The 12740-nt window shown below is 70.4% G+C and carries 8 protein-coding genes and 1 pseudogene; 4 read left to right on the forward strand and 5 right to left on the reverse strand.

Annotated features, from left to right (window positions below; all coding sequences use genetic code 11):
* From FFS23_RS09320 to FFS23_RS09330, 3 genes and pseudogenes are all read right to left on the reverse strand, one after another.
* Positions 1-251, reverse strand: a pseudogene (locus FFS23_RS09320) (hypothetical protein); the annotation flags it as partial.
* 71 nt (positions 252-322) lie between these two features.
* Positions 323-2164 carry an AsmA family protein gene (locus FFS23_RS09325; protein ID WP_283214450.1) on the reverse strand — a complete coding sequence of 614 codons (1842 nt, stop codon included), beginning with the start codon at positions 2162-2164 and terminating at the stop codon, positions 323-325.
* A 93-nt stretch (positions 2165-2257) separates the two neighbouring features.
* Complete coding sequence (locus FFS23_RS09330) at positions 2258-2419, reverse strand: DUF1674 domain-containing protein (RefSeq protein ID WP_137898393.1); 162 nt, start codon at positions 2417-2419, stop codon at positions 2258-2260.
* A 60-nt stretch (positions 2420-2479) separates the two neighbouring features.
* Here FFS23_RS09330 and FFS23_RS09335 point away from each other — a divergent pair, with 60 nt between their 5' ends.
* The 4 genes from FFS23_RS09335 to purH all read left to right on the forward strand — a co-directional run bounded on the left by FFS23_RS09335 (position 2480) and on the right by purH (position 8198).
* Complete coding sequence (locus FFS23_RS09335; protein WP_052075677.1) at positions 2480-3763, forward strand: RsmB/NOP family class I SAM-dependent RNA methyltransferase; 1284 nt, start codon at positions 2480-2482, stop codon at positions 3761-3763.
* Between the two features lie 391 nt (positions 3764-4154).
* A complete protein-coding gene (rpe, locus tag FFS23_RS09340; RefSeq protein WP_137898394.1) occupies positions 4155-4826 on the forward strand; it encodes a ribulose-phosphate 3-epimerase in 672 nt (223 codons plus the stop codon).
* Positions 4823-6577 (forward strand): heparinase II/III family protein, encoded by a 1755-nt coding sequence (locus FFS23_RS09345; RefSeq protein WP_137898395.1) that lies wholly within the window; start codon positions 4823-4825, stop codon positions 6575-6577. Before rpe ends, FFS23_RS09345 begins: the two co-directional genes overlap by 4 nt.
* Before the next feature lie 58 nt (positions 6578-6635).
* On the forward strand, positions 6636-8198 hold the full coding sequence (gene purH, locus FFS23_RS09350) for a bifunctional phosphoribosylaminoimidazolecarboxamide formyltransferase/IMP cyclohydrolase (protein ID WP_137898396.1): 1563 nt from the start codon (positions 6636-6638) through the stop codon (positions 8196-8198).
* A 38-nt stretch (positions 8199-8236) separates the two neighbouring features.
* Here purH and FFS23_RS09355 read toward each other — a convergent pair whose 3' ends face one another.
* Positions 8237-9751, reverse strand: a complete 1515-nt coding sequence (locus tag FFS23_RS09355; protein ID WP_137898397.1) for a lipopolysaccharide biosynthesis protein — start codon at positions 9749-9751, stop codon at positions 8237-8239.
* Between the two features lie 133 nt (positions 9752-9884).
* On the reverse strand, positions 9885-12641 hold the full coding sequence (polA, locus tag FFS23_RS09360; protein WP_137898398.1) for a DNA polymerase I: 2757 nt from the start codon (positions 12639-12641) through the stop codon (positions 9885-9887).
* Positions 12642-12740 lie beyond the last annotated feature (99 nt).

Genomic DNA, 12740 nt, shown 5'->3' on the forward strand with positions numbered 1-12740 from the left:
AACCGACGCCGCGCCGGCGGCGGGGCCGGCACCGGCGTCGGTTCGGCGGGGGCGGCGGCGATCACGTCCTCGTTGCGGCTTTCGATATCGCGTTCGGCGGTCTTGCGCCGCGCCTTCAGCCGCGCCCCCCAGACGATCGCGGCGATCACCAGCAGCGCGAAGATCGCCAAAACGGCGAGATGCGCGATGGTGAAGGCGTCGGTGCTGTCGGGCAGGAGGCTGGCGCCGGTGGCGGAGGCGGTGTCGTTCATGCCGCCGACCCTAACCGCGCCGCTACGGCACGGCGAGCGGAAACGTCAGCGGAATCGCAGCGTCGCCCCCCTTATCGCAGCGCCCGCGCCACCAGCCCGCCGCAATCGGCATCCACCGCGCTCGGCCCCTGGCGGCCGGTGATCGCGCGGCCGATCGCCTTGAAGATGTTGCCGGCCGACTTCACCTCCGCCGGCACGGTCAGCCGGGGATCGCTGAGGCTGCCGGTCACGAACGCCGATCCGGGCAGCCGCAGCAGGCTGTGCCCCTTGGGCGCGCCGGTCAGCCGCAGGTCGATCCGCTCGTCGGGGAAGCGCACCGTCCCGGCGCCGTGCAGCTGGCTCGCGCTGGTATCGACGACCAGCGGCGCCGCGCTGCCGCGCCCGCCGCGCACCGGCAGCGCCAGCACCAGGCAGCGCAGCCGCGCGCTGTCGCCGCCGCCGGCGAGCAGCGCCCGCCCCGCGTCGAACCCCAGCGCCGCCGCATAGCGCGCCGGCAGGCTGCCGTCGCGGATCGTCAGGCCGATCTTGCCGTCGGACCGCCCGACCGCCGCGCGGATCGTGTCGCCGCGCCCGCGCAGCCGCGCCAGCGCCTCGACCCGTCCGGTGAACGCGCCCGCGGCACCGTCGAACGCCTCGACCCGCGTGCCGACCAGCCGCAGGTCGACCGCCAGCATCGGCGTCTTCGCCCCGCCGCGCTGGTCGACCGTCACGCTGCCCCGCGCCGTCCCGCCGGCGAGCCGCACGGTCAGCGGCGCGACCCGCAGCCGCTGGTGGTCGAGCGCCAGCACGCCGTCGATCCCCGTCACCGACGTGCCCCCGCCATGGCTGAACACGCGCGCGACGTGCACCGCGATCCGCCCGTCGGTCCGGTCGATGTTGGCGAGGTTGATCCGCGTGTTCGGCACCAGCCGCGGCCCGATCGCGCGCTCCAGCGCGGCACCCTTGGCGAGCCCCTCGTCCGACGACAGATCGTCGAAGTCGAAGCGTTTCGCCGTCACCGCGCCGTCCAGCCTGGTGCGCCCGTCCTGCTTGTCGACGGTGACGTGGCCGGCGATGTCGGACCGGCCGATCGTGCCCTTGAGGCCGGTGACGATCCACCGCGGCGCCGCATGGCGGACGTGCGCGGTCAGCGCCACCGGCTGCGTCCCGAACAGCCCCGCCTCGATCACCGCGTCGATCAGGCGCAGGTCGGCGGCGCGCGCCGCGACGTCGAGCGTCATCGCGTCGGTGTCGAGCGGCCGGTCGGTCGTGCCGGTCGCGCGCATGTGCAGCGCCGCGCCGTCGATCGTCGCGGTGAACGCCCACGGCCCCGCCACCGGCTGCGCGACCGAGGCGCCGGTGAGCGCGATCCGCACCGGCGTGCCGCGGATCGTCCCGCTGCCCTTGGCGCGCAGCCCCTGCGCGTCCGACGCGAAGGCGACGCGCACGCTGCGCTGCCGTTTGTCGTCGCGATAGGCGATGATGCTGTCGCTTACGGTCAGCCCTTTGAGATCGTTGGACGATCCGCCGCGCTCCGGATCGCCCGGCCGCGACCAGTTGGTGCGCCCGTCGGCGGCCCGCACCAGAGCGAGCTGCAATCCGTCGACGACGATGTCGCGCGGCTTGAACGTGCCGGTGAGCAGCGGCCACACTGGAAAACTGACCCGCGCCTCGCGCAGCCGCAGGAAGTCGCCGCCACCCGCCCAGTCCGCCTGCGCGATCCGCACTCCGCGCACCGCGATCGTCGGCGTGAAGCCGAACCCGTCGGTCCGCGCCATCGCCGCGATCGTCACCGGCCGCCCGAAGCGCTTGCTCAGCCGGTCGGCGACGACGCCCTTGAGCATCCCGAACGGAAAGGCCGCGATGACGAGGAGGGCCATCAGCGGTATCGCCCCGACGAGGACCAGCAGGAGGACGCGCCTGTCGGGCCTCAAAACCCCGGCCTCACACCCATCGTTCGGCCCGAGCCTGACGCCACGCTAACATGCATCATGGACGCGCATCAGGCCGATATGGTTCCGTTATGGTCAGAAGTCGATCGCAATACCTTTCAGCTCCCAATCGCCATAGCGCGTCGGATCAAGGCCAAGCGGGTCGGGCTGTGCGGACTTTTTCGCCTCCGGCTGCGGCACCGGCGGATTCTGGCTCAGATAAGCGGGCGGCTTCACATGCTCGGGACGTTGGCCCATTGCGTCTCTCCGGTCTAAGGGGTGGATTCCACATGGTCCCCACCGTCAGGTAAGACAAGTTTGCCCCGTTCTTCCAATACCGATTCCGATGCGCTCGGCACCCCCTCCCGCCGCGCCGCGCTGCGCCTGCTCGATGCGGTCCTGCGCCGCGGCGAGCCGCTCGAACAGGCGCTCGTCGCCGCGACGCGTCACGTCTACGGCCCCGATCGTGGCCTCGCGCATGCCATCGCCGCCGAGGTGCTGCGCCGGCTGCCCGATCTCGACGCGCTGATCGATTCGGTCACCGAACGGCCGCTGCCCGACGATGCCAAGGCGCGGATGGCGCTGCGCATCGCGCTGGTCCAGGCGCTCGTCCTCGGCACGCCGCATCATGCCGCGATCGCCACCGTGCTGCCGCTGGTCGACGGCGGTCCGCGCAAGCTCGTCCATGGCGTGTTCGGCGCGATCGTCCGCTCGGGCGTGCTGCTTCCCGAAATCCCGGCGCTGCCGCCGCTCGCCGAGGCGCGCTGGGAGGGTGAATGGGGCGCCGCGATGATCGACGGCGCGGCGCTGGCGATCGCCGCGCCGCCGCCGCTCGACGTCACGCTCGCCGATCCCGCCGAGACCGATCATTGGGTCGCCGAACTCGGCGGCACCAGCCTGCTGCCCGGCCATGTCCGGATCGCGGACGCCGGCTCGGTCACCGATCTGCCCGGCTTCGCCGAGGGGCGCTGGTGGGTGCAGGACGTCGCCGCCTCGCTGCCCGCGCGACTGCTCGCCGATGCCGCGCACGGCAGCGCGATCGATCTATGCGCCGCGCCCGGCGGCAAGACGCTCCAGCTCGCCGCCGCCGGCTTCACCGTGGCGGCGGTCGACGTCTCCAATGCGCGCATCAAGCGGTTGCGCGAGAACCTGTTCCGCACGCGGCTGAAGGCGGAGGTGATCGCCGCCGACGTGCTCAAATGGGCGCCGGCCGAGCCGGCCGACGCGCTGCTGATCGACGCGCCGTGCAGCGCCACCGGCATCTTCCGCCGCCACCCCGACGTGCTGCACCGCGTCCACCCGCCGATCATCGAGGAGATGGCGGCACTGCAGGCGCGCCTGTTCGCCCGCGCCGCCGACTGGGTGAAGCCCGGCGGCACGCTCGTCTTCGCGACGTGCAGCCTCGAACGGCAGGAAGGCGAGGACCAGCTCGCCCGCTTCCTGTCAGCACGCCCGGACTATGCGATCGACGCACCGGACGCGGCGCTGCTCCCGGCGGGCATCCCCGTCCACCCCGACGGCTACGTCCGCACGCTGCCGAACATGCTGACCGGCGAAGGCGGCTGCGACGGCTTCTTCATCGCCCGGCTGAAACGCGGCTGACCCATTCCTCCCCCTGGCGGGGGAGGACTTGGTCAGCCGCTTCCAGTGCCTGCAAGGGGGGATCCCGCGCAACGCCGTCGACGCCGGCGGATCACCGCGAAAAATCCGTCCCCCCGGACGTGTCCGGGCCCCCTTCGAACCTGCCCCAGTGCTCCTGCGAAAGCAGGAGCCCAGGAGTCCCGAACGCCGTAAGGCGTTGTTCTACGTGACCCTGGGCTCCTGCTTTCGCAGCAGCACCGTGCGTCTCCACCGCCGACGCGGACGTTCGCGACGTTTCGACTTTTCCGAAGGTCCACCCTGCGGCGGACCCGGAACACGACCGCCGCAGATTTGGTTAACCCCACCCCCAAGCGCATTGTAATAGAAGGACAGGCGGTTAGAGAGAAAGGCCATGCAACCGGTCCGTATCGCCCCCTCCATCCTCTCCGCCGACTTCGCCAAACTCGGCGAGGAGGTCCGCGCGATCGATGCCGCGGGCGCCGACTGGATCCATATCGACGTGATGGACGGCCATTTCGTCCCCAACATCACGATCGGCCCGGCGGTGGTGAAGGCGCTGCGGCCGCATACGAGCAAGCCGTTCGACGTCCATCTGATGATCTCGCCGGTGGACCTTTATCTCGACGCCTTCGCCGAGGCCGGTGCCGACGGCATCACCGTCCACCCCGAGGCCGGCCCGCACATCCACCGCACGATCCAGCACATCAAGGGGCTCGGCAAGCGCGCCGGCGTCGTGCTCAACCCCGGCACCCCTGCCAAGATGCTCGATTACCTCATCGACATGGTCGATCTGGTGCTGGTGATGAGCGTCAACCCCGGTTTCGGCGGCCAGAGCTTCATCGACAGCCAGCTCAGGAAGATCGCCGCGATCCGCAAGATGATCGACCAGACCGGCCGCGCGATCGACCTCGAGGTCGACGGCGGCGTCGATCCGGTCCACGCCGCACGCTGCGTCGCCGCCGGCGCCGACGCGCTGGTCGCCGGCACCGCCGCCTTCCGCGGCGGCCCGTCCTGTTATGCCGCCAACATCGCCGCGCTGCGCGGCACCCCGGCGGCGGGATGAACGACCTGTCGCCGCCGACCGACGCCCCCCTCACCGAATCGCCGCCCGACGGGATCGAGGAGGGCAAGCGCCTGATGCGCGTCGGCGGCGAGCGCGGGCTCAGCCTCGCCGAGCGCCTTTCGGAACGGCTGCACAAACTGACGTGGCGCACGCCGATCCACAATATGCGCCTCAAGGGTCGCTACCCGCTCAAACTGATCGCCGTCCCCGACGACCCCGTCATCGGTGACGTCCGCCGCGGTCAGGCGATGCTGCGCGGCGATCTCAGCTTCCGCGGCGAGACGCATCCGATCGACACGCTCGCCTTCAAGCGTGGCGAATGGGGCAAGCCCTTCGCCGAGTACGTCCACAGCTTCGCGTGGCTGCGCGACCTATCGACGGTGGCGACGCGCGCGCAGGGCGCGCCGATCGCCGAGGCGCTGATGGCGCGCTGGCTCGGCGATTATGCCGAGCGCGTCGATCCGCTCGCCTGGCGTCCCGACCTGTGGGGCCGGCGCCTGCTGTTCTGGACCGCGCATGCGCCGCTGATCCTGTCGTCGACCGATCTCGTCTATCGCTCCAGCGTGCTCAACACGCTGGCGCGCGGTGCCCGCCACCTCGATCGCGGCGCCGACAAGGCGCCGCCGGGCGCGCCGCGCATCGCCGCCTGGTGCGGCGTCGTCGCGGCCGGGCTGCTGATCCCCGGCGGCGATCCGCGCCGCAGTTTCGGCGAGGCGGGGCTCGCCCGCGCGCTCGCCAACGGGCTCAGCGAGGATGGCGGTTCGGTGTCGCGCAGCCCGGTGATGCTGCTCGACACGATCATGCTGCTCGCCATGCTGCGCGAGACCTATGCGGCACGGCGCGAGGAGATGCCCGCCGTGGCGCAGACTGCGCTGACCCGTGCCGTGCCGGCGCTGCTCGGCGTCACCCATGGCGACGGCATGCTGTCGAGCTGGCAGGGCGGCGGCCCGGCGATGCCCGATGCGCTCGCCGCGGTGATCGCCGCGAGCGGCGTGCGCACCCGGCCGCTGCGCCAGGCGCGCGACTGGGGCTATCAGCGGCTCGCCGCGGGCGGCGCGGTGCTGATCGTCGATGCCGCGCCGCCGCCGATCGCCAAATTGGTCGAGGGCGGCTGCGCCTCGACGCTCGCCTTCGAATTCTCCGATGGCGAGACCCGGCTGATCGTCAATTGCGGCGGCGCGCGCGCCGCGGTGCCGCAACTGCCGGCCGCTTATGCCGAGGGGCTGCGCACCACCGCGGCGCATTCGACGCTGGTGGTGGGCGATTCCAACTCGACCGCGATCCTCGCCGACGGCACGCTCGGCCGCGGCGTCGCCGAGGTCGAATTGTCGCGGCAGGAATCGGACGTCGCCAGCCGGATCGAGGCGAGCCACGACGGCTATGTCCGTCGCTGGGGCTTCGTCCACCGCCGCCAGCTGATGCTGACCGGCGACGGCAAGGAATTGCGCGGCGAGGATGCGCTGCTGCCGCAGGGCCGGCGCCGCAAGCTCGGCGTCGTGCCGTTCGCGGTACGCTTCCATCTCGGCGCGCAGGTCGAGGCGTCGCCGACCGCCGATGGCCTGGCGGCGCTGCTCCGCCTGCCCGGTGGCGCGCTCTGGCAGTTCCGCTGCCGTGGCGGCACGCTGACGATCGAGGATTCGCTGTGGATCGACGGCGAGGGCCACCCGGTCGCCACGCAACAGCTCGTCGTCAGCGGCGAGGCGCCGGCGGGCGGCGCCAACGTGAGCTGGGCATTGAAACGCGCGATCTGACCTGTTCGGACGCATGTTCCGCCGCTAGGGGGACGCGCGACTGCCGCAAAGGAAGACCATGTCCACCATCTCCATCAAGCGCGCCCTGCTGTCGGTCTCCGACAAGACCGGCATTGTCGAGCTTTCTCAAGCACTTGCCGCGAAGGGCGTCGAGCTGGTCTCGACCGGCGGTACCGCCAGGGCGCTGCGCGACGCCGGCCTTGCTGTGCGCGACGTTAGTGAAGTTACCGGCTTTCCCGAGATGATGGACGGCCGCGTCAAGACGCTCCACCCGATGGTCCACGGCGGCCTGCTCGCCGTCCGCGACGATCCCGAGCACGCCGCGGCGATGGCCGACCATGCGATCGGCGCGATCGACCTGGTGGTGGTGAACCTCTACCCGTTCGAGGCAACCGTCGCCCGTGGCGCCGACCGTGACACGGTCATCGAGAACATCGACATCGGCGGCCCCTCGATGGTCCGCTCCGCCGCCAAGAACCACGCCTATGTCGCGATCGTCACCGATCCCGCCGACTATGCCATCGTCGCGGCCGGCGAGACGACGCTCGACCAGCGCCGCCTGTTCGCCGCCAAGGCCTTCGCCGCCACCGCCAGCTACGACGGCGCGATCGCGCGCTGGTTCGGCACCGTCGATCAGGCCGAGCCTTTCCCCGCGGTGCTGCCGGTGACGATGACCCGCGCCGCCTCGCTCCGCTACGGCGAGAACCCGCACCAGTCCGCCGCCTTCTACGCCAGCAACGACGGCGTCCGCGGCATCGGCCAGGCGCGCCAGGTGCAGGGCAAGGAGCTGAGCTACAACAACCTCAACGACGCCGACGCCGCGCTCGAGCTGGTCGCCGAGTTCCGCGACGCCGCGCCGACCTGCGTCATCGTCAAGCACGCCAACCCCTGCGGCGTCGCCACCGCGTCCAGCCTCGAAGCGGCCTATGCCGAGGCCTTCGCCTGCGACACCGTCTCGGCGTTCGGCGGCATCATCGCGGTCAACCGCCCGCTCGACGCGGCGACGGCGAAGGCGATCACCGGCATCTTCACCGAGGTGGTCGTCGCCCCCGACGCCGACGAGGAGGCGCTGGCGCTGTTCGCCGCCAAGAAGAACCTGCGGCTGCTGCTCACCGGAGACCTGCCCGATCCGGCGCGCGCCGGCCTGTTCGCCAAGTCGATCGCCGGCGGCTGGCTGGTGCAGGGCCGCGACGCCGGCACGCCGGGCGAACTGAAGGTCGTTACCAAGCGCGCGCCGACCGAGCAGGAACTCGCCGATTGCCGCTTCGCCTGGACGGTCGCCAAGCACGTCAAGTCGAACGCGATCGTCTATGCCAAGGACGGCGCCACCGCCGGCGTCGGCGCGGGCCAGATGAACCGTCTGGAATCGGCGCGCATCGCCGCGTGGAAGGCGAAGGACGCCGCCGACAAGGCGGGCTGGGCGACACCGCGGACGATCGGCTCGGCGGTCGCGTCGGACGCCTTCTTCCCCTTCGCCGACGGCCTGCTCGCCGCGGTCGAGGCGGGGGCGACCGCGGTGATCCAGCCGGGCGGATCGATCCGCGACGAGGAAGTGATCGCCGCCGCCGACGCCGCGGGCCTCGCGATGGTCTTCACCGGCATGCGCCACTTCCGCCACTAACGCCTATAGCCCTCCCCTGCGGGGGAAGGGCTCCAAGTCTACCGGACGGGCGATCCCACGTTCGGCAAGGTGGCCTCCTCGGCATTGGGCATCTTGCCGAACAACGCCCGGTCGGCCGGGCCGAACGCCCATTTCCACAGCACGAACAGATAGGTCGCCGCAATCGCCGGTTCGCCGCCGGCCAGTTCGAGCCATTCGAACCGCGGCGGCAGCGCGGTGAACAAGCCACCGACCAGCGTCGCCGCGATCACAGCCCACAGCAGCGGCCAGCGCCACGGCGACACCGGCGCGGACAGGATGCGACCGAGCAGCGTCGCCTTCACCACCGACGTCAGTGCCACGCTGACCATCAGCGCCACCGCCGGCCCCGCCGCCTGCCACGTCGTCGGCCAGCCGAGCCGCCGCATCGCGACGATCAGCGCGAAGCTTAGCGCGATCTGCACCGCCAGCATGACGATCGAGATGATCAGGTTGCGATGCCGCGCGGTATAGACCAGCGCCGATTCGCACACCGCCCCGGTCGAGGCGAGCACCTCCGCCGTCAGCAGGAAGCCGAGCGCCGCACTGCCCGCGACGAATTGCGGCCCGACCACGCCCATCACCGCCCCCGCGGGGATCGATCCCATCAGTGCCAGCCCGGCCTGCGCCGCCATGATCCAGAACGCCACCTGCCGCACCTGATGCGCGATCGCGGCGCGGTCGTTGACCGCGAGGCTCTTGGTGATAACCGGGCCGAGGATCGGATCGAAGCTGGTCTTGAGCTTCTGCGGCAGGCTCGCGACCTGCTGCGCCATATAATAGATGCCCACGATCTTCGGCTCGAACATCACGCCGAGGATGAAGCGGTCGACGTTGCGGCTGCCCCATTCCAGTGCGTCGGCGCCGGCGAGCGGCGCGTTGGCGCGGGCGAGCGCGAACAATTGCCCGGGATGCGGCGACCAGCCGCGCGGCAGCCCGTAGCTGCGCAGGAACGGGACGAAGCTGGCGATCAGCGCCGCGGTCATCGACGCGACATAGGACAGGACCAGCCCGTCCTTGATCGTGAAGAAGGAGAAGACCCAGGCGGCGATCGAGATCGTCCACGGCTCGACCACGGCGCGCGCGGTCACCGCCGCCTTGACGTCGTGGCGATAGGCGAGCGCCGACAGGCTGACGTCGGACCAGGCCACCGCGACGATGATGCACGGCAGGAATCGGTCGAGCCCGGTCACCTGCGTATTGGCGTACATCACCTCCGGAAAGGCGATCAGCACCGCGCTCGCCGCGATCGACAGGATGAAGGCGAGCGCCAGCGCATCCCAGACGACACAGACATGCGGCTGGTCGGATGACGACAGCGCCTGCGCAAGGCCGCGCTTCAGGCCGAGCGTCGCGACAAGCGCGGCAAGCTCGACCACCACGACGGCGAGCGCGAAGCGGCCGACCAGATCCGGGCCGTAGAGGCGGCCGGCGATGAACAGGAACGGGATACGCGCGGCGAGGCGCAGCACGAAGCCGGCGATATTGGTGCGCCCGCCCTTGGCGAGCGCGTCGATGTCCTTCGATTCGGTCACGGGTTGACGATCGTGAGCGTCTCGCACCCACCCTCACCCTTCCGGCGCGGCGCGCCTCCCTCCCTCTCCCGCCGGGAGAGGGAAAAGCCGCCGAAGGCGGCGAAGGGTGAGGGCGAGCGCGCGCCGTCAGCGATCAATGCGCCGCTCCCCAGCTCGCGCCCGTCCCGATCTCGATCCCGAGCGGCACCGACAGCGTCACCGCCGGCTGCGCCGCCTCGGCCATCACCCGCTCGATCACCGGCTTGGCCGCATCGACGTCGCCCTCGGGCAGTTCGAACACCAGTTCGTCGTGCACCTGCAACAGCATCTGGACGTTCGGCAGCCCCGCGTCGCGCAGCGCCGGCTCCATCCGCACCATGGCGCGCTTGATGATATCGGCGCTGGTGCCCTGGATCGGTGCGTTGATCGCGGCGCGTTCGGCGCCCTGCCGTTCGTGCTGCACCTTGCTGCGGATGCGCGGGAAATGCGTCTTGCGGCCGAACAGGGTGGTAGTGAAGCCGCGCTCGCGCACGCTCTGCGTCGTCTCGGCGATATACGTGTTGATGCCGGGGAAGCGCTCGAAATAGCGGTCGATCATCGCCTGCGCCTCCTCGGCGCTGACGTCGAGCCGCCCGGCGAGCCCCCAGCGGCTGATGCCGTAGAGGATTGCGAAGTTGATCGTCTTGGCGCGGCCGCGGGTGTCGCGGTTGACCTCGCCGAACAGCTCCATCGCGGTCAGGCTGTGGATGTCGTCGCCATTGGCGAAGGCGTCGCGCAGCGCCGGTACGTCGGCCATATGCGCCGCCAGCCGCAGCTCGATCTGCGAATAATCGGCAGCGAGGATGACGTTGCCCGGCTCGGCGACGAAGGCGTCGCGGATCTGCCGCCCCACCTCGGTACGGATCGGGATGTTCTGCAGATTGGGCTCGGTCGACGACAGGCGCCCGGTTTGCGCCCCGGTCAGTGAGTAACTGGTGTGGACGCGGCCGGTGCGCGGGTTGATCTGCGCCTGCAACGCATCGGTATAGGTGTTCTTGAGCTTGGTGAGCTGTCGCCAGTCGAGCACGCGCGCGGCGATCTCGGCGCCGGGCGAATCTTTGTCGGCGGCGATCCGCTCGAGCTCGGTGACGTCGGTGGAATAGACGCCGGACTTGCCCTTGCGGCCGCCCTTGATGCCCATCCGTTCGAACAGCACGTCGCCCAATTGCTTGGGGCTACCGATCGTGAACGGCGCGCCGGCAAGACCGTGGATCACCGTCTCCAGCCCGGCGATCTGGCCGCTGAATTCGGCGGACAGGCCGGACAGCCGCTCGCGATCGACCTTGATCCCGCGCATTTCCATCCGCGCGATCACCGGCACCAGCGGCCGGTCGACCATCTCATAGACGCGCGTCGCCTCCTCGGCGGGCAACCGCGCCTTGAAGCGCTTCCACAACCGATAGGTGACGTCGGCATCCTCGGCGGCGTAGCGCGTCGCCGCCTTGAGATCGACCTCGTGGAAGCCGCGCTGCGTCTTGCCGGTGCCGACCACGTCCTTGAACGCGATGCAGCTATGCGACAGGTGCGTCGCCGCCAGCTCGTCCATGCCATGGCCGTGCAGCCCGGCGTCGAGGTCGAAGCTCATCACGATCGTATCGTCGTGCGGCGCGATCGCGATGCCATGCAGCCCGAGCACGATCATGTCGAACTTGAGATTGTGCCCGATCTTGAGCACCGACGCGTCCTCGCAGAGGACCTTCAGCCGGGCGAGCGCCGCGTCGCGCTCGATCTGCGGCGGCGTCTCGCCGAACAGGTCGCTGCCGCCGTGGCCGAGCGGGATATAGCACGCCTTGTTGGCGCCGAGCGCGAGGCTGACGCCGACCAGATCGGCGCCGGTCGCGTCGGTGCCGGTCGTCTCGGTGTCGATCGCCACCCAGCCCTGATGCTGCGCCTGCGCGATCCAGCGGTCGAGCGTCTCGACGTCGACCACGGTTTCATAGGCGTCATGCTCGCACGGCGGATCGGCTTCATAGGGCACCGAGGCGGGTGCGGGGACGGGATCGTCGGCGACCTGGCCGAGCTTGACGAGCAGGGTGCGGAAGCCGTGATGTTCGAGGAAGGCGCGCAGCGGCGCGTCGGGGATGCCCTTGAGTTCGAGATCCTCGAGCGGTTCGGGCAGCGCGACGTCGCAGCGCAGCGAGACGAGTTCGCGGCTCAGCCGCGCCATGCCGGCGTGCTCGATCAGATTGTCGCGCAGCTTGCCCTTCTTCATCCCCTCCGCGGCGGCAAGGACCGATTCGAGGTCGCCGTGTTCGAGGATCAGCTTGGCGGCGGTCTTCGGGCCGACGCCGGGGACGCCGGGTACGTTGTCGACGCTGTCGCCCATCAGCGCGAGCACGTCGCCGAGCTGCGTCGGCGCGATGCCGAAGAACTTCTCGGCGACATGCTCCGCGCCGAGCCGCCGGTTGTTCATCGTGTCGTAGAGGTCGAGGCCGGGCTCGATGAGCTGCATCAGATCCTTGTCGGAACTGACGATCGTCACTTGCCAGCCCTGCGCCAGCGCCGCCTTGGCGTAGCAGGCGATGATGTCGTCGGCCTCCAGCCCCTCGGTCTCGATGCACGGCAGCGAGAAGGCGCGGGTCGCGTCGCGGATCATCGGGAACTGGGGGACCAGATCCTCGGGCGGCGGCGGCCGGTGGGCTTTATACTGATCGTACAGATCGTTGCGGAAGGTCTTCGACGATTTGTCGAGGATCACCGCCATATGCGTCGGCCCCTCCGCCGCGTGCAGCTCGTCGGCGAGCTTCCACAGCATCGCGGTATAGCCATAGACGGCACCGACCGGCTCGCCGTGTTTGTTGGTGAGCGGCGGCAGGCGATGATAGGCGCGGAAGATATAGCCCGAGCCGTCGACGAGATAGAGATGGGGCATCGTGGCTGCGTTTACCCGATCGGCCGGGCGGCACCAACCTCTGCTTGGGATGGACGCCGGGTTTGGCGGAGTGTGGCTTTGGGGTAACAGGGCCTTAAT

The sequence above is a fragment of the Sphingomonas sp. 2SG genome (assembly GCF_005503285.1).
GTDB classification, from domain to species: Bacteria; Pseudomonadota; Alphaproteobacteria; order Sphingomonadales; family Sphingomonadaceae; genus Sphingomonas; species Sphingomonas taxi.